Origin of the sequence: Orlajensenia flava, from assembly GCF_004801905.1 — a bacterium.
GTDB classification, from domain to species: Bacteria; Actinomycetota; Actinomycetes; order Actinomycetales; family Microbacteriaceae; genus Orlajensenia; species Orlajensenia flava.
In genome coordinates this window covers 156,312-176,219 of record NZ_SSSN01000009.1, presented here as the reverse complement: position 1 = coordinate 176,219, position 19,908 = coordinate 156,312, and the positions used below count along the sequence as shown (strand labels likewise).

Here is a 19,908-nt window from a genome sequence, read left to right as displayed (position 1 = left end):
GGCGGGCGCATCCGTCCGTCTGAGCAGCACGATCTCAGTGAGCGCAATCCGGCCCCAGGTCAGTGCTTGTTGCCGCTGAACGCGAGGACTCCGCCGAGGCCGATCATCATGACGCCGCCCGTGGCCGAGAGGCGCGAGATGCGTCGGGGTGAGCGGGCGAACCAGTCCCGCGCGCTGCCCGCCGCGAGTGCCCAGATGCTGTCGCAGCACAGCGCCAGCACGACGAAGATCGCTCCGAGTTCGGCCAGTTGCAGGGCGACCGCGCCCGCACGGTAGTCGACGAACTGCGGCAGCACCGCGACGAAGAAGGCGATCGTCTTGGGGTTCGTCGCGCCGACGATGATGCCCTCGCCCACCAGCCGCCGGTGCGATCGCGGGGCGACGTCGGTCGTTGCGGTCGTGGCCGCATCCGCCCGATGGCGAATGGCCTGCACCCCGAGACAGACGAGGTAGGCGGCTCCGGCCAGTTTGACGACGGTGAACACGACGACCGATTCGGCGATGATCGCGCCGAGTCCGAAGAGCCACCGCAGCCACGAGGGGCAGCATCCCGATGGCATTGCCCAGCACGCTCAGCAGACCGCCGACACGTCCGAGTGCGAGGGCGCGGCCGATCGTGAACAGCACGCTGGGACCGGGGATGGCGATGAGCACGACCGACGCCAGTGCGAACGCGAGCAGGTTCGATGCAGGCACCATCCCTGAATCGTAGACGCGCCCGTCCGCCCGGTGGTGGGATTGCGCTGCTCCGACGGACGGATGCTGCCGCCGCGGCGGGCGCGAGCGTCCGTCCGAGCAGCGCGACCACATCCATCCCGCCGTCACGACCGCTCCCGGCGCAGCGGCTAGCGTGGCAGGCATGACCGATGCCGAGATCCTCACTGACGTCGCCGACGGCGTCGGACGCATCACGCTCAACCGACCACGCGCCATCAACGCGCTGACCTACGGCATGATCACGCTCATCACGGAGACCCTCCAGGAGTGGCGCTCGCACAGCGAGGTCTCGCTCGTCGTCCTCGACGGCGCGGGCGACCGAGGGTTCTGTGCGGGCGGCGACATCCGTGCCCTGTGGGAGAACGCGAGCGCGGGCCGCAACGTCGATTCGCGCGTGTTCTTCCGCGACGAGTACCGCCTCAACGCGCTCATCGCCCGCTACCCGAAGCCCGTCGTCGCGCTGATGACCGGCATCACGATGGGGGGCGGCATCGGCGTCGCCGGGCACGCGTCCATCCGTGTGGTCACCGACAGCTCGAGACTGGCCATGCCCGAGACCCGCATCGGATTCGCCCCCGACGTCGGCGGAACCTGGCTGCTGGGCCGCGCGCCCGGCCGGCTCGGTGAGTATCTGGGGCTGAATGCGGTGACCATGTCAGCCGCGGACGCCATCGAGGCGGGATTCGCCGACTACCTCGTCGACGACGAGCGGATGCCCCACCTCCGCGAGGCGCTCGCCGAACGGGCCGACCCGGGCTCGGCCGCCGAGGTGGTGCTGTTGTTCGACGAGACGCCGCCGGTGTCGCGGCTGGCAGCCGACCGAGCGTGGATCGACGCGTGCTACTCGGCCGACACCGTGCCCGAGATCATCGACCGCCTCCGCGGACGCGACGACGAGCAGGCGCATGCCGCAGCGGACGAACTCGCCGCGCTGTCGCCGACCGCGCTCGCCGTCACGCTCGCCGGGGTGCGGGCGGCTCGCGCATCCGGCAGCCTCGAGGCCGCGCTGGAGCTGGAGTACCGCACCTCCGCGTGGCTCATCGAGCAACCCGACCTGCGGGAGGGCATCCGCGCGCAGGTCATCGACAAGGACCGTGCCCCGCAGTGGATGCCGCTCATTCCGGATGCCGCCGAGCTCGCCCTCGGCAACGAGCTGCCGGACTCGGTGTTCTGACCCGCGAACGCCCCTCGCCGGTCCGGCCGACCAACGTTGGGCAGTAGATGCGCGCGCAGGGCGCTTCGGGCAACAACAAGTGCCCAGCCGATGAGGCCCGTCTGGCCGTCCGACCAACCGTTGGGCAGTAGGTGCGCGCGCCGGGCGCTTCGGGCGACAACGAGTGCCCAACCGATGAGCAACGAGTGCCCAGCCCACGACCGCGCGCACGGATGCGGGCGCGAGCGGGTCGAGCCGCTCCCGCCCGCGGGCGGAGGGCTCAGGTACCGTTGACGCGTGGATGAACTCTCCGTACGCGTGCACCGCAGTGATGAGAACCTGGCCCGCGAGGATCAGCTGGCCTGGAAGCTCGCCGGTGTGGCGGTCGACGACGTCGAGGTGAGCGACGAGGTCACCGAGATGGTGATCAACCGCGTCATCGACAACGCCGCCGTCGCCGCCGCGTCCCTCCTGCGACCGCCTGTCACGTCGGCCCGGTCGCAGGCGCTGGCGCATCCGGTCTCTATCGCCGGCCAAGGTGCCACCGTCTTCGGGGCGGATGGCGGTCGCCGCACCTCTCCCGAGTGGGCGGCGTGGGCGAACGGGGTGGCCGTGCGCGAGCTCGACTACCACGACACCTTCCTCGCGGCGGAGTACTCGCACCCGGGCGACAACATCCCTCCGGTCGTCGCCGTCGCGCAGCACCTCGCCGACGCCCGCGGGCTCACCGGCCGGGATATCGTGCGCGGCATCGCGACCGGCTACGAGGTGCAGATCGACCTCGCGAAGGCCATCAGCCTGCACGCCCACAAGATCGACCACGTCGCCCACCTCGGCCCATCCGCCGCCGCCGGAATCGGCACTCTCCTGGGACTCGACCAGGCCACCGTCTACCAGGCCATCGGGCAGGCGTTGCACACCACCACGGCCACGCGGCAGTCGCGCAAGGGCGAGATCTCGACCTGGAAGGCGCACGCTCCCGCCTTCGCCGGCAAGATCGCGGTCGAGGCCGTCGACCGGGCGATGCGCGGAGAGACCAGCCCCTCTCCCATCTACGAGGGCGAGGACGGCGTCATCGCCTGGCTGCTCGACGGCAAGGATGCGCGGTACGACGTCTCGCTCCCGTCCGCCGGCGAGGCCAAGCGCGCCATCCTCGACAGCTACACCAAGGAGCACTCCGCCGAGTATCAAGCGCAGGCTTGGATCGACCTCGCCCGCAAGCTCCACGACGAGTACCCGCTCATCCTCGACGACCCCGATCGCGTCGAGCGCATCGTGCTCCACACGTCTCACCACACCCACTTCGTGATCGGATCCGGCGCGAACGACCCGCAGAAGTACGACCCGACGGCGTCGCGCGAGACCCTCGACCACTCCATCCCGTACATCTTCGCCGTCGCCCTGCAGGACGGTCGCTGGCACCACGTCGACTCGTACCGGCCCGAGCGCGCCGCCCGGCCCGACACCGTCGAGCTGTGGAAGAAGATCACCACCGTCCAGGACGAGGAGTGGACGCGCCGCTACCACTCCCTCGACATGGCCGAGAAGGCGTTCGGCGGCCGCGTCGAGATCGTGCTGGCCGACGGCGGAACCATCAGCGAGGAGATCGCGGTGGCGGATGCGCATCCGCTCGGCGCCCGGCCGTTCGGTCGCGCCGAGTACGCGGCGAAGTTCCGCTCGCTCGCCGAGTTCGTGCTCGACGAGTCCGAGATCGAGCGATTCCTGACCCTCGTCGAGCGCCTGCCGGAGCTGGGCTCCGACGAGCTCGTGGGCCTGACCATCACCGCGGCCCCCGGCGTGCTCTCCTCCGTGGAGAACCCGACCGGCATCTTCTGAGGCGGCCTCGTGGTTGGTGACGACACCGCGACGCGCGCCCGGCTGCTGGCCGCGTACGACGAGCAGTTGCGCACGGATGCCGAGACGCCGAGCGCCATCGCCGTCACCCGGCTGGGTCCGCTGCGTCTCGTCACCTTTCGCGGCGGACGCGGGTTCATCACCTACCGTGGGCTGGGCGACGTGGACGCGGGCGATGTCGCTCGGCTCGTGCGCGATGGTCTCGCGCACTTCGCGACGGATACCGCGATCACCCGGGTGGAGTGGAAGACCCGAGGGCACGACCATGCGCCGGGACTGCACGAGGCCCTCCTGCAGAACGGTTTCGTCCCCGACGAGAGGGAGTCGATCATGGTCGGCGAGGCGCGGGCGCTCGCGGTCGATGTCGCCCTGCCCCCCGGCGTCCGCCTGCGCCGCGTGACGGAGGAGCACGACGTCCGCGCCATGGCAGCGATGCAGGACGAGGTGTTCGGCGACCCCGTCTCGGATGCACCGGCGGATGCCCTGCTCCACCGGCTCTCGCTGGATGACGGCATGCAGTTGTGGATCGCCGAGGCCAACGGCGAGATCGTGACCGCCGGACGCCTCGAGCCGGTGGCGAACACCGACTTCGCTGGCATCTGGGGCGGCGCCACCCGCAGCGAGTGGCGCGGCCGGGGAATCTATCGCGCCCTCACGGCGGCCCGGGCGCGCGCGGCCATCGCGTTGGGCAAGACCCTGATCCACAGCGACTCGACGGAGTACTCGCGCCCGATCCTGGAGCAGGCCGGTCTGATCGCCGTGTCCTCGACCACCCCCTACCTCTGGAAGCGATAAGGCCTTCTCCTGCGCCGACCCGAGCCAGCAGCGATTCCGACGACGGATGCGATGGGTCGGCGGTTCTAGGCTGGATGCATGCTCTACGCCCAGAAGACCCCGGCCGACAAGCGCGCCGATTTCCGCGCGGCTCTCGCATCCGGTGAGCTGCTCCGCTTTCCCGGCGCGTTCAATCCGCTGAGTGCCCGGCTCATCGAGCAGAAGGGCTTCGACGGGGTCTACATCTCCGGCGCCGTGCTCTCGGCCGACCTGGGTCTGCCCGACATCGGACTCACGACGCTCACCGAGGTCGCCGGCCGTGCCAAGCAGATCGCCCGCATGACCGAGTTGCCCGCCATCGTCGACGCCGACACCGGGTTCGGCGAGCCGATGAACGTCGCGCGCTCTGTGCAGGAGATGGAGGACGCGGGTCTCGCCGGCCTGCACATCGAGGACCAGGTCAACCCCAAGCGCTGCGGGCACCTCGACGGCAAGCAGGTCGTCGATCAGGGCACCGCGCTCCAGCGCATCCGTGCGGCCGTTGACGCGCGGCGCGACCCCAACTTCCTCATCATGGCGCGCACCGACATCCGCGCCGTCGACGGCCTCGACGCAGCCATCGACCGTGCCAAGGCCCTCGTCGACGCCGGCGCCGACGCCATCTTCCCCGAAGCGATGGCCGACCTCGACGAATTCGCGGCGGTGCGCGGGGCCGTCGACGTGCCGCTCCTCGCCAACATGACCGAGTTCGGCAAGAGCGACCTGTTCACCGTGCAGCAGCTCGCCGACGTCGGCATGAACCTCGTCATCTGGCCGGTCTCCCTGCTACGGCTCGCGATGGGCGCGGCCATGCGCGGCCTCGACGAGCTGACGGATGCCGGGTCGTTCACCGGCAAGCTCGGCGAGATGCAGCACCGCTCCGAGCTGTACGAGCTCATCGACTACGAGGGCTACAACCACTTCGACACCTCCATCTTCAACTTCACCGTCGCCCGCTGACCCCACCCCGCGCCCCCAGCGCCACGCGTGCCTCCCCTCCAGCCCGCCCCGGAACACCGCCCCCCGCGCCACTTGGCCGGCTTCCGCGCCACGTCGATGGGCGCGGACCCCGCAGAAGTGGCGCAGGGCGGCCGCGCGAGCAGTTGTCACACCACGAGGCGGCTGCGCAGAGCGGATGGCCCACCGCGGTCGGTAGTGTGAGACCCGCATCGCAGACGAAGGAGACGTGGATGGAAGAGCGCGAGATCTACAAGGGCCTGGCGGGCGTTCCCGTCGACTACACCGCCGTCTCCAAGGTGGATCCCGAGAGCAACTCGCTGCTCTACCGCGGATACCCCGTGCAGGACCTCGCCGCCACGAAGAGCGTCGAGGAGGTCGCCTGGCTCCTGTGGTACGGCGAGCTCCCCACGCCCGAGCAGCTCGACGGCCTCGTCGAGACCGAACGGAGCGCCCGGGCTCTCGCGCCGAACGTGCGCCGCGCCATCGACGACCTCCCGATGACGAGCCACCCCATGGATGTCGTCCGCACGGCCGTCAGCGTCATCGGGGCGAACGACCCCGATGCCGAGGACAACGATCCCGAGCAGAACCTGCGCAAGGCCAAGCACCTGTTCGCGCAGATCCCGGCGATCGTGGCGTACGACCAGCGCCGCCGCCACGGCCTGCCGCTCATCGAGCCGCGCGACGACCTCGACTATCCGCAGAACTTCCTCTACATGACGTTCGGCGAGGAGGCCAACCCCGAGGTGGTCGACGCTTTCCGGGTGAGCATGGTGCTCTACGCCGAGCACTCGTTCAACGCCTCGACGTTCACCGCACGTGTCATCGCATCGACCCTGAGCGACCTGCACTCCTCCGTCGTCGGGGCGATCGGTGCGCTCAAGGGACCGCTGCACGGCGGAGCGAACGAGGCCGTCATGGAGACCTTCGGCCAGATCGGCACGCCCGACAAGGTCGAGGAATGGCTCGACGACGCGCTCGCTCGCAAGGCCAAGATCATGGGCTTCGGCCACCGGGTCTACAAGAACGGCGATTCCCGCGTGCCCACCATGCGCGCCGCCATGGAACGGATGCTCGACCACTACGACCGGCCCGACCTCCTGGAGATGTACGAGCGCATGGAGAAGGCGATGGGCGAGCAGAAGAACATCAAGCCCAACCTCGACTACCCGGCCGGCCCGACCTACCACGTGATGGGTTTCGACACCGAGACGTTCACGCCCATCTTCGTGGCCGCGCGCGTCACGGGGTGGACCGCGCACATCATGGAACAGCTCGCGAGCAACGCCCTCATCCGCCCCCTGAGCGTCTACAACGGCATCGAGCGGCGCGCGGTTCCGGAGTAGTCGATACTCGTCGTCGGCATCCTGTGGGTTCCGGCAACGTCGACCGCCACCGGGCGACGGAAGCTGTGGCCACGTCACAGCGCACATGACGACCGTCGACGGCGGGGGTAGCGTGCGATCGTGCACATGTACTTCCGGACCGTCCTCCACTTCTGGCTCTCCCGCTTCGGCCGCCGGCTCGGTCACTACGACGTGGCGCGCACGAACTTCATCACACTGCCGACCGACCTCGACATCCTCAAGCACATGAACAACGGCGTCTACCTCTCGATCATGGACGTCGCCCGCTTCGACATGCTCAAGCGCACGGGCGCGTGGAAGATCATGCAGGACAACGAGTGGTACCCGGTGGTGGTCTCCGAGACCATCAGCTTCCGCAAGTCGCTCACGCTGTGGCAGCGCTTCAGCATCGAGTCGCGACTGCTCGGCTTCGACGACAAGGCCGTCTACATGGAGCAGCGCTTCACCCGACCAGGCGCGGATGGCGGAGCCGAGATCTACGCGAAGGCGTACATCCGCGCGCGCTTCCTGCGTCGCAGCGGCGGCACCGTTCCCGTCTCCGAGCTCATCACCATGCTCGGCGAGGTGCCCTCCGACGTGGTCGTGCCGCAGCGGCTGCTCGACTGGGGGGCGGGAGTCGCCCTTCCGGCGACGCGGGCCGAGGCGCCATCCGTCTGGGAGTGACCCCGGCGATGGCGAGGGTCGTTAGGAGGCGGCCTTCCGAGGCACGACCACTTCCTTGATGATCAGCAGGATGCCGGCCGCCACCGGGATGGCCACGAGGGCGCCGGGGAGCCCCCCGAGCGTTCCGCCGGCCAGGGCGGCGATCAGCACGATGGAGCCCGGCACCTGAACGGCCTTGCTCATCACCTTCGGCGTGAAGATGTAGGCCTCGACCTGCATGTAGACCAGCATCGCGACGAGCACGAAGAGGCCCGACCACGGCGAGACCAGGAGCGCGAGCACGGACATGACGGCGGTCGTGAGCACCGTTCCGATGAGCGGGATGAGGGTGATGAAGAACGCGGCCACCGCGATGACGAGGGCGAATGGAACCTGCGCGATCAGCAGCACGATGAAGCTGAACACGGCGTTGATGAATGCCAGCACGACCATGCCGCTCAAGTAGCGGCCGATGTTCTGCATGATGCGGTCGGCGTAGCCCGTGACCGACTCGCGGTGAGACGCCGAGACGAGCGAGTAGACGGCCGCCTTGGACGAGTCGAGGGTCGCGATGAAATAGATCGTGAGGATGAAGATGAACATTCCGCTCGAGATGCCGCTGATGATGGCAACGCCGACCTTCACGGCTCCTCCGCCGACCGTTGTCCAGAACGAGGGATCCGAGATGGTCGTGACGACCCACTCGTAGAGCGTTCCGAGGAGGCCGCCCGATCCGGATTGAGCCGCCTTGAACCAGTCCTGCTGCTGCAGCTTCTGATACATCGAGGGAACCTGCTGGATGAACTGGCTGGCCTGTCCGATGACGAGCGGCAGCAGCACCGACAGCAGAACGACGACGACGACCACGAACAGCAGGATGACGGTGACGAGCGCCCAGCCGCGCTTCATGCCGTGCCGCTGGAACCAGCGGATGAGCGGGTCGAGTCCGAACGTGATGAAGATTGCGGCGAACACCGCGAAGATGACGGAACCGAGGCCGACCAATGCCGACGCCAGCCCCAAGGCGACCAATACGCCGAGAGTGGCGATGAAGGCCCAACGGAAGGGGTGGTCGCTCATCACGCTCGTCGCGCTCTCGACGAGCTTCGAGTGCTGGGCCCTCTGGCGGATGTTGGTCACGGCGTCAGCCTAGGGCCGTCAAGCGCTTTTCGGCGGAACCATCAGCTCTCGATAGAACAACGAGTACGGCGAGAAGTACGCGTCGTAGGACGGCAGCGGCTCGTGGTGGCGGTAGGCCGTGAGGCGGTCGAGGTAGAAGTCGAGGGTGGGTCCGACCACGCCGGCCTCGACGGGGGAGTGCAGGCGCTGTCCCATCGTGAGGGTCGTGTGCCCTCCGCCCTCGGAGAGATGACAGAACACTCGGCGTTGGAACTCCCCGTCGCCGAGGTCGAACTGGAGCCGATGCGGTGGATCCCACTCCATCACCGTCGCGTACTCCCAGTCCGCGTGCGGCGACTGCGAAAGCTTCGCCTTGACCGCACCGGTGCGCGGGTTGCCCGTGTAAGTGCCGATCCAGTGGCTCATCGCCTCGGGGTTGGTGAGGCTGCGCCAGACGTCGTCGATCGTTGCCGAGAACAGGCGGTCGAGCTGCAGGTACAGGCCGTCTTCTCGCCGAACGAGTCGGCCCGTCGGTCGCGCTGACATGGTCACCTCCGTGTGAGTCGTCTGCCTCCCACACTAGGCCCGAGGCCGGTGCGCAGCCATGCTTCCGACGTGCCATAGAGTGTGTGCCCATGAGCAACAAGTCCCGCGCCGCGACCGAGACCCACCACGAGACCCACGGCGTCCTGCTCGCCGACGACCGCTCCACCGCCTGGGGCTGGCTGTCCGGGCTCGTCGTGCTGGTGTTCGTCGCGCTGCCGCTGTCGGCGTCGTTCGCCTTCGCGACCCACCCTGACACCAAGCAGCTGTTCGCGGGGCGGCTCTCGGATGCCACCACCGGCGGCTACCAGGCGTTCTGGTGGATCGTCACCCTCCTGCTGCTGGCGCTGCCGTTCATCGTCGGCTTCGGTGTCGCGCGGCTCTCGGGGCGTGCGCTCTCCATCCTCGCCGGTGCCGTCGCGGTGCTCGTGATCCTGGCCATCGTCCTGGGCCAGCTGTTCGTCTTCTGAGGCGTGCGCGGGGCTGAGTCAGCCGCGATCGGCCCCCGTGAAGGCCGACCAGGCCTTCGTGATGTCGGCGCGCATCTGCCGTGACGTGATGGTGGCCTCGCCGTCACCGGGCTGCACGCCGTAGTCGCCGAACGCCGCGTGGTTCGCCCCCGCGATCTCCACGAACACGGCGTTCGACGGAAGCAGCGGCGCAGCATCTTTGATCTTCGCCGGCGTGGAGAGTCCGTCGTGGGTCCCGCCGATGCTCAGCGCCCCGAGCCGGGTCTTCGACAGGTCGTTGGCGCAGTAGCTGCCGAACAGCACGATGCCGCGCACGGCCGGATCGTCGGCGAGCATGCACGCCCGCACCCCGCCGAGCGAGTGGCCGCCGACGGACCAGTCGGTCACGTCGGGGGCGTCGGCGGTCCAGGTCGACAACGGCCGGGTGTCGAAGAACGCGAGGTTGAGGGTGGGCTTGGTGATGACAACCGTCGTGCCGCCAGCCGCGATGCCCGAGAGCTTGTAGAGGTAGGCGTAGGGGTCGACCTTGGCGCCGGGGATGAACACCAGGCCGCTGCCGTCACCCCCATCCGTCGGCGTCATCACGATGCTGTGATCGGTCGAACGGATGGCGATCGCGTCATTCCGCCACGCCTTGAGCGCCGCCGGGCGTTCGCCGAGCATGACGATCTGCGTCCAGGTCAGGAATCCGACGACGATCACGAGCAGCACCGCGACGATCCAGATGAGCGTCGTGCGAACAGGGTGACGGCGCGGGCGCACGCCCGAGTCGAGGGTCGTGATGGTGTCGTCGGTCATCGGATGGCCTTCCCGTTGTCAGGTTCTCATCATGACGCGACGCGGTCGCCCGGGCGACCCGGCTCGCCCGTCGGCACGGGAGCCGAGTCGCGGCGGCTCAGTCGCTCTCCAGCACGGCCATCGCGGCGTTGTGCCCGCCGATACCGCTGACCGCGCCGCCTCGGCGGGCGCCGGACCCGCAGATCAGGATCCGCGGATGCGCGGTCGCCACGCCCCACCGGTCGGCCGGAGTGTCGCTCGGCTCGTCGTCCTCGAGGAACGGCCAGGACAACGGGCCGTGGAAGATGCTGCCTCCCGGCATGCCGATGGCTCGCTCGATGTCGCGCGTCGTCTTGGTCTCGATGCACGGCTCGCCGTTCGCGTCGAGCATGACGACGTCGGCGATCGGCTCGGCGAGCACCGAGTCGAGCGAGGCCAGTACCGCGGCCTGCAGCCGTGCTCGCAGGTCGTCCTCGTCACCGGTGTCCATCAGCCGGTCGGGAACGTGCAGGGCGAACACGGTGAGGGTCTGCGCTCCGGATGCGGCGAGCTCGGGCGAGAGGATGCTCGGGTCGCTGAGGGAGTGGCAGTAGACCTCGCACGGGATGACATCCGGGATCTCACCGCCCGCCGCCTGCTCGTACGCGCGCTCGAGCTGACCGTAGCGCTCGTTGATGTGGAACGTGCCGCCGAAGGCCGCCTCGGGGGAGACCGAGGTGTCACGCAGCCGGGGCAGCCGGGTGAGCATGAGGTTGACCTTCACCTGAGCACCTTCGGCTGCGTCGGCGGGTCTCCATACGGCTGCTCGCTGCACTCGCGGCCTGCTCGACCAACGCCGATCGTGATCGCCCGCACCCGTTCGGTCCCGCTGATCGAGTAGCGCGGGCGCGGAGCGAGCACGCGTATCGAGATCATCCGCACCCGCATCCAGCATCCGCTCCAGCACCACCGGCGCCACGTTCGCGAGCACCCACGCGCCGTGGGCGATCTGCTCGACGCCGTCGCGCACGTACCGTACCTCTCCGTCCGGCGTCACGGAGAGCACATCAGCCCCCGTCACGATGCGAGCCCCCGCTTTCCGGGCTGCCCGCTCGAGTTCTCCGCTGACGGCGCCCATCCCGCCGATCGGAACGTCCCAGTCCCCGGTTCCCCCGCCGATCACGTGGTAGAGGAAGCAGCGGTTGGCGTCCAACGTCGGGTCGTCGAGGGCGGCGAAGGTGCCGATGAGGCCGTCCGTCGCCACGACGCCGCGCACGAGGTCGTCGTCGAAACGCGCCTTGATCGTCTGGCCCAGCGGGCGTTCGACGAATGCGGTCCATGCCTCGTCGTCGCCCACCATTCGGCGTGCCTCCTCGCGCGTCGGCAGCGGCTCGGTGAGCGTCGGGAAGATCGCGCGCGCCATCCGGGCGGTCGTCGCGTAGAAGTCGGTCCAGCTGGCCGCATCCGCCTCCGCGCCGATCGCGGCGAACGATTCGCGTGTCGCCTCAGGATCCGCATTGTCGACGAGGAGGCCGCGCGACGTGTCGGCGGGGTCGGGCGTGTACGACGAGAATCGCCGTCGCACCAGACGGATGTCGAGGCCCAGCTCGTCGCTGATGCGCTGCGGAAGCAGGCTGACGAGGTAGGAGTAGCGGGACAGGCGGGCGTCGACGCCGACGAAGGCCGGGGCGGACACGGCGGCCCCGCCGACGTGATCGTCGCGCTCGAGAAGCAGCACGCTGCGGCCGGCGGAGGCGAGGTAGGCGGCGGCGACGAGACCGTTGTGGCCTCCGCCGACGATCACGACGTCGTGTTCAGCGTGGGTCATCCGACGACCCTACCGGCGCGGCGGCGCCGCCTCGCGCCCGCTCAGCTCGCTCGTTCGAGCGTGCCGATCTTCGCGTCGGTGTTGTCGTAGACGGTCATCGTGGCGCCGCTCACGGTGGCGGTGGACGCGCCGCCGAGCCAGGTGTCGACCTGATCGCAGGCCATCAGCGTCGAGACGAGCTGGCCGAAGGTCACGACGCCGTCCGCAAGCTTCCACGATCCGGCGATGAGGTTGCATCCGTCGCTCCCGCTGACCGTTCCAGCATCCGTGAACGTGAGATGGGGTTTGCCCTGCTCGCTGACGCCCCACGCGCCGGCCAGTGCGGGATTCGCATCTCCCGCGACGGGCGCCGAGGACGTCGCCTGCGTCGTCGCGGAGGGGACGTCGCTCGATCGCTTGAGTTCGCCGATCCTGCTGCCATCCGTGTCGTAGATGATGAGCGTGCTGTCCTTGACGCGGCCGGACGCCGCTCCCGAGAGCCAGGTGTCGACATCCTCGCAGGCCATGCGGGTGGAGGCGAGCCGGTTGAACGTCACGGTCCTCCCGTCGCCCTTCCAGTCGCCCAGCAGCCGGTTGCAGCCGTCGCTGCCGGTGACCCTGCCGTCACCCGACAGCTCGAGGTAGGGCTGCGCGGCGCCGGGCGCGGAGTCGCCCCACACGCCGGAGGGATCGGTGCCGGGCGGGTCGATCGCCGAGCAGGCCGTGAGAGCGAGGGCTGCGGTGGCGAGCAGGGCGACGACGCTCACGCGGGCGATGGATCGTGTCATGTTCGGAGCGTATCCCCGCCTCGGCCACCCCGCCAGCGTCATCCGTGAGCGTGCCGCATCCGTCCGCGCCCCCACCCTGCTCTGGCGCACCTTGTGTGCACGGGCGCACCGTGCGCCCTGCGCCGGCGCACACAAGGTGCGCCGCACGGTCGTGCGCGCGGATGCCCGCACGGTCGTGCCTGCGGATGCCCGTACGGTCGTGCCCGCGGATGCCCGCACGGTCATGCCCGCGGATGCCCGCACGGTCGTGCCCGCGGATGCCGCACGGTCGTGCCCGCGGATGCCCGCCCGATTCGTCCGCTTGCGCCCCGCGGAGGGGGGAGACTGGAGGGGCACACTCGAGATAAGGACGTCGCTGTGACCGACACCTCTGCTCCGCTCGCGCTCGCGACCGACGTGGTCGCTCTCGTCGATCGCTGGCTGGCGGTGAGCGCCGACATCCCCGCCGATCCGGCGGCGGAGCGTCTCGCCGGTGTCCTCAAGGACCCCCATGGCCTCGAGTTCACGGTCGGCTTCGTCGACGGCGTGATGCGGCCGGAGGACCTCATGGTGGCGGGCGAGAACCTCAAGCTGGTCTCGTCGGCCACCCCGCGATTCCTCCCCTGGTACATGCGCGCCGCCGTCTGGCTCGGCGGCCAGGTCGGACCGGTCATCCCGTGGGTCGTCATCCCGATCGCGCGCCGCGTCCTGCGCAGCATGGTGGGCCACCTCGTCGTCGACGCGACGCCCGCCAAGCTCGGCCCGGTGATCGAGAAGCTGCGTGAGGGCGGCAACCGGCTCAACCTGAACCTGCTCGGCGAGGCGGTGCTCGGCGAGAAGGAGGCCGCGCGCCGACTCGCGGGAACCCGGGCACTCCTGGCCCGCGATGACGTCGACTACGTGTCGATCAAGGTCTCGAGCGTCGTCAGCCAGCTCTCGATGTGGTCGTTCGACGAGGCCGTCGACACCGTCGTGGAGCGGCTCACACCGTTGTACGAGCTCGCCGCGCGCAACGCGAGCCCCAAGTTCATCAACCTCGACATGGAGGAGTACCGCGACCTCGATCTCACCATCGCGGTGTTCACGCGCATCCTCGAGCAGCCCTCGCTGAAGGACCTCGAGGCGGGCATCGTGCTGCAGGCCTACCTCCCCGACGCGCTCGGGGCGCTCCAGCAGCTCACCGCGTGGGCGCGCCAGCGTCGCGCAGCAGGCGGGGCGCCGATCAAGGTGCGGGTGGTGAAGGGCGCGAACCTGGCGATGGAGCAGGTCGACGCCGCCATCCACGACTGGCCGCTCGCCACCTACTCGAGCAAGCAGGACAGCGACACCAACTACAAGCGCGTCCTGAGTTGGGCGCTGACTCTCGAGAACACGGATGCCGTGCACCTCGGGGTGGCCGGCCACAACCTCTTCGACGTCGCCTGGGCGTGGCTGCTCGCCCGGCAACGCGGGGTAACGGATGCCGTCGAGTTCGAGATGCTGCTCGGCATGGCGACGGGGCAGGCCGAGGCGGTCAGCGCCACGGTCGGTCGACTGCTGCTGTACACGCCGGTCGTGGACCCAGCGGAGTTCGACGTCGCGATCGCCTACCTCATCCGGCGCCTCGAGGAGAATGCGAGCACCGAGAACTTCATGTCCGCGGTGTTCGAGCTGACCAGCGACCGCGTCCTGCTGCGACGCGAGCGGGATCGTTTCCTCGCCTCATTGGCGGCGCTGGACGAGAGCGTCCCCGGCCCGACGCGCACCCAGGACCGCACCCGCACGGCCCAGCTGGAGCCCACCGCCCACGGTGACGACGCCCTCGGCGAGACCCAGCCGCTGCTGACCGCCGCCGTGCTCGGGCTCACCCGCGGCAGCGGAGGGTCCACGGACTTCTTCAGCAACGAGCCGGACACCGACCCCGCACTGCCCGCCAACCGCGCCTGGGGTCGTCGCGTTCTCGAGCGGGTAGCGGCCTCGCAGCTCGGCGTGAACGCCATCCGTTCCGCCGCGTTGACGGACGCCGCCGACCTCGACACCCTCGTGCGCACCGTGTCAGCCGCCGGACGACGTTGGGGTGAGCGGACGGGTGGAGAGCGGGCGGCCATCCTGCACCGCGCGGGGCTCGCGCTCGCCGCGAACCGCGATCGCCTCATCGAGGTGAGCGCATCCGAGACCGGCAAGACCATCGCCGAGGCCGACCCCGAGATCAGCGAGGCGATCGACTTCGCCCATTACTACGCCGAGCGCGCCCGCGAACTCGACCACGTGCAGGGCGCGTTCTTCGTTCCGTCGCAGCTGACCGTCGTGACGCCGCCGTGGAACTTCCCCGTCGCCATCCCGGCCGGGGGAGTCCTCGCGGCGCTCGCCGCCGGGTCGGGCGTCATCATCAAGCCAGCGCCCCAGGCGAAGCGCTGCGGCGCCGTGATGGTCGAGGCGCTCTGGGAGGCCGGGATCCCGCGCGACCTGCTCGCCCTCGTCGACATCGAGGAGGGTGCGCTCGGCGAGCGGCTGATCGCGCATCCGTCCGTCGACCGCGTCATTCTCACCGGCGCCTACGACACCGCCAAGCTGTTCCGCTCGTTCCGCCCCGACCTGCCGCTCCTGGCCGAGACGAGCGGCAAGAACGCCATCATCGTCACTCCGTCGGCCGACCTCGATCTGGCGGCGTCCGACGTCGTCAAGAGCGCTTTCGGTCACGCCGGCCAGAAGTGCTCGGCAGCGAGCCTGGTGATCCTGGTCGGTTCGGTCGGGCGGTCGAAGCGCTTCATCAACCAGCTGGTCGACGCCACGTCATCGCTGCGGGTGGGGTATCCCGACGACCCGGCGGCGCAGATGGGGCCGGTCATCGAACCGGTCGCGGGAAAGCTGCGCGCCGGTCTCACCCAGCTCGGCATCGGTGAGAGCTGGCTGGTCAAGCCGAGGCAGCTCGACGGCAGCGGGCGGTTGTGGTCACCGGGCATCCGCGACGGGGTGGCTCCCGGCTCGTACGCGCACCTCACCGAGTTCTTCGGCCCCGTGCTGAGCGTCATGCGCGCCCGCACGCTCGAGGAGGCCATCCGGTTCCAGAACGCCGTGGACTACGGGCTCACCTCGGGCCTGCACTCGCTCGACCCGGTGGAGCTCGAGCTGTGGCTCGCCACCGTCGAGGCGGGCAACCTCTACGTCAATCGCGCAATCACGGGTGCCATCGTGCGCCGTCAGCCGTTCGGCGGGTGGAAGCGCTCGTCCGTCGGCCCCGGCTCCAAGGCCGGCGGCCCCAACTACCTGTTCGGCCTCGGCGACTGGAAGGCGGATGCCGGCAGCCCGTCCAAGACCCTGCACCTGCGGGGCCTCGAGCGCCGCGTCACCGACATCATCGAGGCGTCGCAACCCTCGCTCTCCTACGACGAGTTCGACCTGCTGCGGCGAGGCGCGCTCTCCGACGCGTTGGCCTGGCGCGAGGAGTACGGCGCCGTGAAGGACGTCTCGAACGTGGGCGTCGAGCGCAACCTGTTCCGTTACCTGTCGGTCCCCGTGGGTGTTCGGGTGTCGGATGACGCGTCCCTCGTCGACGCGTTGCGGGTCATCGCGGCCGCAACGCTGTCGTCGTCGGCCTTCTCGGTGTCGACCTCGTCCGCGCTTCCCTCCGCGGTCAAGCGGCTGCTCGCCGACCGCGATGTCCGCGTCACGGTCGAGTCGGACGCGGCGTGGCTGAAGCGAGTCGGCTCGCTGTTCGACGGCAGGAAGGGATCGGCCGAGGCGGATGCCGCCCGCCCGTCCCGCATCCGTCTCATCGGGGGCAGCATGCGCGCCGTGGCCGAGGCCACCGGCGGCTCGCCCGACCTGGCCGTCTACGCGCACGAGGTGACGGCATCCGGTCGCGTCGAGTTGCTGCCGTTCGTGCACGAGCAGGCGATCTCCATCACCAACCATCGCTTCGGTAACCCGACGACGCTGAGCGACGACGTGATCTGATCGTCGCTGGTCGAGCAGCGCGACCAAGGAGCCCGCGTATCGAGATCCGCTGGTCGCACGTGCGAGAGTCTCGATACGCGAAGCCGCTGCGCGTCTGCGCTACTCGACCAACACCGCCGCTCGTGCTACACGGCCGGTGCGACGTCCCGGTTCTGCTGGCGCACCGCACGGGGGGCGCGCCCGCCGACGAAAGAGCGCGCCGAATCCACCAGGAACCCCTGCTGCAGCGCCTCGCGTCCGATGAGCATGCGGAATCCCATCGAGTCGCGGTTGGTCAGCGTGACCTCCACCGCGAGCGTTCGGCCGAGCAGCGCGACGTCGAGCAGCACGACGATGCGTTCCTCGGTGTGCCCGGATGAGCTCCGCACCGAGCGCCGGTCGAGCACCGGCAACTCCACCACCACTGCATCCGCGTCGTTGTGCTGCCACGGCTGCACGCCGAACCGAACGCGGTCCCCGCCATCCGCTCGGATCTCCTCGATGTCGAAGGCGTGCAGCGAGCTCGTCTGCGCTCCGGTGTCGAGTTTCGCCTTGATCCAGGGCACTCCGAGCTCGGGCAGGCCGACCCACTCGCGCCACCCGGCGATGGTGCTTGAATGGGAAGGTTCGTTCACCCGTCCATCTTGTCAGGGGCACCCGATGAAACTCGCGATACTCTCGCGCGCCCCGCAGGCGTATTCCACCCAGCGTCTCCGGGCGGCGGCGTTGCAGCGCGGCCACCGTGTGAAGGTGCTCAACACACTGCGGTTCGCGATCGACCTGTCCGGCACCGAGCCCGACCTGCAGTACCGCGGCCGTCCGCTCAGCGACTACGACGCCATCCTGCCGCGCATCGGCAGCTCCATCACCTACTTCGGCACCGCGGTCGTGCGCCAGTTCGAGCAGATGGACGTCTACACGCCCAACACCGCGAACGGCATCACCAACGCTCGCGACAAGCTGCGCGCCAGCCAGATCCTCTCGCGTCACAACATCGGCATGCCTGCGACGGCATTCGTTCGCAACCGGGCGGATGTCCGGCCGGCCATCGAGCAGGTCGGCGGGGCACCCGTGGTCATCAAGCTGCTCGAGGGCACGCAGGGCATCGGCGTCATCCTGGCTCCCCAGGTGAAGGTGGCCGAGGCCATCATCGAGACCCTGCACTCGACCAAGCAGAACGTGCTCATCCAGCGCTTCGTCGCCGAGAGCCGGGGCAAGGATGTGCGCGCGCTCGTCGTCGGCGATCGTGTCGTGGCGGCGATGCGTCGCACGGCGAACGGGGACGAGTTCCGTTCGAACGTGCACCGGGGAGGCAGCGTCGAGGCGATCGACCTGCCGCCGGAGTACGAGCAGGCGGCCGTGCGCTCGGCGCAGATCATGGGGCTCAAGGTCGCCGGCGTCGACATGCTCGAAGGCAACGACGGCCCCCTCGTGATGGAGGTCAACTCCTCGCCCGGCCTGCAGGGCATCGAGACGGCGACCAACCTCGACGTTGCCGGCGCCATCATCGACTACATCGCCAACCAGGTCGCCTTCCCCGAGATCGACGTGCGTCAGCGGCTCACCGTCTCGACGGGTTACGGGGTGGCCGAGCTCATGGTCCACGGCGGCGCGGACCTGGTCGGGACGGCCCTCCGCGAGTCCGGGCTCGCCGAACGCGACATCAGCGTGCTGACGCTGCACCGCGGCACATCCGTGGTGCCGAACCCGCGCGGGAGCGTGGTGCTCGAGGCCGGCGATCGCCTGCTGTGCTTCGGAAAGCTCGAGGAGATGCGCTCCATGATCCCCGAGCGACGCAAGCGCCGGGCGAAGGTGCGACGTCTGCCCAAGGAGCCCCTGCCGGCGCTCGTCGAGTAGCCGCTTCTCCGCGGTCCGGCGCCGCACGCATCCGAAGCCGTGCATTCAGGCAATAGACGGCTGGTCAGGCTGCTTTCGGCGATTCAAGCCTGATTGGCGCACTATTGCCTGAATCCATAGCTTCGACCAGCGAGCCACTCGATCAGCACCGCTGGTTGAATAGCGCAGACGCGCAGCGGCTCCGCGTATCGAAACCCGCGCATTCGTCGCGTGCTGCTCGCTCAGCGCGCCCGAAGGGCCGCAGCGACGAGCGCCGCGGCCTCGTCGTCGTCGATCCCCAACTCCCGGATGCGGGTGGCGAACGCGAGCGCCGCGGCCTGCGCCTGCCGGTGCGTCACATCGCCCGTGGCGGCGATCACCGATCCTGCCCGTCCGCCGGTCACGATCACCCCGTCGGCCTCGAGCGCTCGATAGGCCTTGGCCACGGTGTTCGCGGCCAGCCCGAGGTCGGTCGCGAGCCCGCGGACGGTGGGCATCCGCTCTCCGGCGACCAGTTCACCGGACCTCACACCGTCGATCACCTGGCGGCGCAGCTGCTCGAACGGCGGCTCGCCCGCGTGCGGGTCGATCGAGAACCTCTTCATGCGCCCCGCCCTGCCATATGAAGGCGAGCCGACGTCCGCGTGAAGGCGCCTACGCCGCCTGGCCCGGAATCACGCGAAGAGGCCGATCGCGCCGCCTTCACATGGCCGACAGAAGCGGAAAAATGTGCGCATCGCACGCGCATCACTCGTCGGGGGAGCGCTGCACAAGGCGGGTGAGCACGATGGCGCTGCGCGTGTGGTCGACGTTGGGCGCGAGGCGCACCTTCTCGAGTGCGGCCTCGAGGCTCGCGATGTCACGCGAGCGCATCTGCACGACGGCATCCGCGCTGCCCGTCACAGTGCCGGCGTAGACGACCTCGGGGACGCCCGAGAGGATGCGCTGCAGTTCGTCGGGCGAGACGGTTCCGCGACAGAAGATCTCGACCCAGGCCTCCGTGGTCGCGCCGTCGATGTTGGGGTCGACATGGATGGTGAAACCCCGGATGACCCCGTCGGAGACGAGCCGGTCGACCCGTCTTTTCACCGCGGAGGCGGACAGCCCGACGACCGAGCCGATGTCGCCGTAGCCGGCGCGAGCGTTCTGCCGCAACCGGTCGAGGATGCTGCGGTCGATGTTGTCCATG

The 19,908-nt window shown here is 69.4% G+C and carries 18 protein-coding genes and 1 pseudogene; 10 read left to right on the top strand and 9 right to left on the bottom strand.

Annotated elements, in window-relative coordinates:
* Window positions 1–59: 59 nt before the first annotated feature.
* Window positions 60–699, bottom strand: a pseudogene (locus tag E6C70_RS12545) (LysE family translocator).
* Window positions 700–859: 160 nt separating this feature from the next.
* Here E6C70_RS12545 and E6C70_RS12540 point away from each other — a divergent pair.
* From E6C70_RS12540 to E6C70_RS12515, 6 genes are all read left to right on the top strand, one after another.
* Complete coding sequence (locus E6C70_RS12540) at window positions 860–1,891, top strand: 3-hydroxyisobutyryl-CoA hydrolase (protein WP_136424879.1); 1,032 nt, start codon at window positions 860–862, stop codon at window positions 1,889–1,891.
* A 276-nt stretch (window positions 1,892–2,167) separates the two neighbouring features.
* Entirely contained in the window at window positions 2,168–3,706 is a 1,539-nt protein-coding gene (locus tag E6C70_RS12535; RefSeq protein ID WP_136424878.1) for an MmgE/PrpD family protein, read from the top strand.
* A 9-nt stretch (window positions 3,707–3,715) separates the two neighbouring features.
* Window positions 3,716–4,519: a GNAT family N-acetyltransferase gene (locus E6C70_RS12530; RefSeq protein WP_136424877.1), complete on the top strand. Its 804-nt coding sequence runs from the start codon at window positions 3,716–3,718 to the stop codon at window positions 4,517–4,519.
* A 78-nt stretch (window positions 4,520–4,597) separates the two neighbouring features.
* Window positions 4,598–5,497: a methylisocitrate lyase gene (prpB, locus tag E6C70_RS12525; RefSeq protein ID WP_136424876.1), complete on the top strand. Its 900-nt coding sequence runs from the start codon at window positions 4,598–4,600 to the stop codon at window positions 5,495–5,497.
* Between the two features lie 230 nt (window positions 5,498–5,727).
* Window positions 5,728–6,843, top strand: a complete 1,116-nt coding sequence (locus tag E6C70_RS12520) for a bifunctional 2-methylcitrate synthase/citrate synthase (protein ID WP_136424875.1) — start codon at window positions 5,728–5,730, stop codon at window positions 6,841–6,843.
* A 120-nt stretch (window positions 6,844–6,963) separates the two neighbouring features.
* Entirely contained in the window at window positions 6,964–7,527 is a 564-nt protein-coding gene (locus E6C70_RS12515; protein ID WP_235833438.1) for an acyl-CoA thioesterase, read from the top strand.
* A gap of 21 nt (window positions 7,528–7,548) precedes the next feature.
* On the opposite strand, the gene E6C70_RS12510 is transcribed toward E6C70_RS12515, so the two are convergent.
* Both E6C70_RS12510 and E6C70_RS12505 read right to left on the bottom strand, forming a co-directional pair.
* Window positions 7,549–8,646, bottom strand: a complete 1,098-nt coding sequence (locus tag E6C70_RS12510; RefSeq protein WP_136424874.1) for an AI-2E family transporter — start codon at window positions 8,644–8,646, stop codon at window positions 7,549–7,551.
* Window positions 8,647–8,664: 18 nt separating this feature from the next.
* A complete protein-coding gene (locus E6C70_RS12505; protein WP_136424873.1) occupies window positions 8,665–9,171 on the bottom strand; it encodes an SRPBCC domain-containing protein in 507 nt (168 codons plus the stop codon).
* An 89-nt stretch (window positions 9,172–9,260) separates the two neighbouring features.
* Between E6C70_RS12505 and E6C70_RS12500 the strand changes: the two genes are divergently transcribed.
* On the top strand, window positions 9,261–9,638 hold the full coding sequence (locus tag E6C70_RS12500) for a hypothetical protein (RefSeq protein ID WP_136424872.1): 378 nt from the start codon (window positions 9,261–9,263) through the stop codon (window positions 9,636–9,638).
* A gap of 18 nt (window positions 9,639–9,656) precedes the next feature.
* Here the strand turns inward: E6C70_RS12500 and E6C70_RS12495 are convergent, their stop codons facing one another.
* From E6C70_RS12495 to E6C70_RS16875, 3 genes are all read right to left on the bottom strand, one after another.
* Window positions 9,657–10,436 (bottom strand): alpha/beta hydrolase, encoded by a 780-nt coding sequence (locus tag E6C70_RS12495; RefSeq protein ID WP_136424871.1) that lies wholly within the window; start codon window positions 10,434–10,436, stop codon window positions 9,657–9,659.
* Window positions 10,437–10,533: 97 nt separating this feature from the next.
* Window positions 10,534–12,222 carry a phytoene desaturase family protein gene (locus E6C70_RS12490; RefSeq protein WP_136424870.1) on the bottom strand — a complete coding sequence of 563 codons (1,689 nt, stop codon included), beginning with the start codon at window positions 12,220–12,222 and terminating at the stop codon, window positions 10,534–10,536.
* A gap of 41 nt (window positions 12,223–12,263) precedes the next feature.
* A complete protein-coding gene (locus E6C70_RS16875; protein ID WP_207670125.1) occupies window positions 12,264–12,989 on the bottom strand; it encodes an META domain-containing protein in 726 nt (241 codons plus the stop codon).
* On the opposite strand from E6C70_RS16875, the gene E6C70_RS12480 reads away from it, so the two are divergent.
* Window positions 12,988–13,350, top strand: coding sequence for a hypothetical protein (locus tag E6C70_RS12480; RefSeq protein ID WP_136424869.1), 363 nt, complete (start codon window positions 12,988–12,990; stop codon window positions 13,348–13,350). The genes E6C70_RS16875 and E6C70_RS12480 overlap by 2 nt on opposite strands.
* The gene (locus tag E6C70_RS12475; protein WP_136424868.1) at window positions 13,347–16,904 is read left to right on the top strand and encodes a proline dehydrogenase family protein; all 3,558 of its coding nucleotides are present in this window, start codon (window positions 13,347–13,349) and stop codon (window positions 16,902–16,904) included. The genes E6C70_RS12480 and E6C70_RS12475 overlap by 4 nt, the downstream gene beginning before the upstream one ends.
* A gap of 125 nt (window positions 16,905–17,029) precedes the next feature.
* Here E6C70_RS12475 and E6C70_RS12470 read toward each other — a convergent pair whose 3' ends face one another.
* On the bottom strand, window positions 17,030–17,518 hold the full coding sequence (locus tag E6C70_RS12470; RefSeq protein ID WP_136424867.1) for an ATP-dependent zinc protease family protein: 489 nt from the start codon (window positions 17,516–17,518) through the stop codon (window positions 17,030–17,032).
* Window positions 17,519–17,543: 25 nt separating this feature from the next.
* On the opposite strand from E6C70_RS12470, the gene E6C70_RS12465 reads away from it, so the two are divergent.
* A complete protein-coding gene (locus E6C70_RS12465) occupies window positions 17,544–18,740 on the top strand; it encodes a RimK family alpha-L-glutamate ligase (RefSeq protein ID WP_136424866.1) in 1,197 nt (398 codons plus the stop codon).
* Between the two features lie 221 nt (window positions 18,741–18,961).
* Here the strand turns inward: E6C70_RS12465 and E6C70_RS12460 are convergent, their stop codons facing one another.
* Complete coding sequence (locus E6C70_RS12460; protein WP_136424865.1) at window positions 18,962–19,324, bottom strand: GntR family transcriptional regulator; 363 nt, start codon at window positions 19,322–19,324, stop codon at window positions 18,962–18,964.
* Window positions 19,325–19,466: 142 nt separating this feature from the next.
* Window positions 19,467–19,907, bottom strand: a complete 441-nt coding sequence (locus E6C70_RS12455; RefSeq protein ID WP_136424864.1) for an Lrp/AsnC family transcriptional regulator — start codon at window positions 19,905–19,907, stop codon at window positions 19,467–19,469.
* Window position 19,908 lies beyond the last annotated feature (1 nt).

Excerpts from the sequence above, each read along its gene's own strand:
- E6C70_RS12520 (WP_136424875.1), top strand. The coding sequence starts at position 5,728 with ATGGAAGAGCGCGAGATCTACAAGGGCCTGGCGGGCGTTCCCGTCGAC.
- E6C70_RS12505 (WP_136424873.1), bottom strand. The coding sequence starts at position 9,171 with ATGTCAGCGCGACCGACGGGCCGACTCGTTCGGCGAGAAGACGGCCTG.
- E6C70_RS12480 (WP_136424869.1), top strand. The coding sequence starts at position 12,988 with ATGTTCGGAGCGTATCCCCGCCTCGGCCACCCCGCCAGCGTCATCCGT.
- E6C70_RS12460 (WP_136424865.1), bottom strand. The coding sequence starts at position 19,324 with ATGAAGAGGTTCTCGATCGACCCGCACGCGGGCGAGCCGCCGTTCGAG.
- E6C70_RS12465 (WP_136424866.1), top strand. The coding sequence starts at position 17,544 with ATGAAACTCGCGATACTCTCGCGCGCCCCGCAGGCGTATTCCACCCAG.
- E6C70_RS12455 (WP_136424864.1), bottom strand. The coding sequence starts at position 19,907 with ATGGACAACATCGACCGCAGCATCCTCGACCGGTTGCGGCAGAACGCT.
- E6C70_RS12540 (WP_136424879.1), top strand. The coding sequence starts at position 860 with ATGACCGATGCCGAGATCCTCACTGACGTCGCCGACGGCGTCGGACGC.
- E6C70_RS12500 (WP_136424872.1), top strand. The coding sequence starts at position 9,261 with ATGAGCAACAAGTCCCGCGCCGCGACCGAGACCCACCACGAGACCCAC.
- E6C70_RS12495 (WP_136424871.1), bottom strand. The coding sequence starts at position 10,436 with ATGACCGACGACACCATCACGACCCTCGACTCGGGCGTGCGCCCGCGC.
- E6C70_RS16875 (WP_207670125.1), bottom strand. The coding sequence starts at position 12,989 with ATGACACGATCCATCGCCCGCGTGAGCGTCGTCGCCCTGCTCGCCACC.
- prpB (WP_136424876.1), top strand. The coding sequence starts at position 4,598 with ATGCTCTACGCCCAGAAGACCCCGGCCGACAAGCGCGCCGATTTCCGC.
- E6C70_RS12490 (WP_136424870.1), bottom strand. The coding sequence starts at position 12,222 with ATGACCCACGCTGAACACGACGTCGTGATCGTCGGCGGAGGCCACAAC.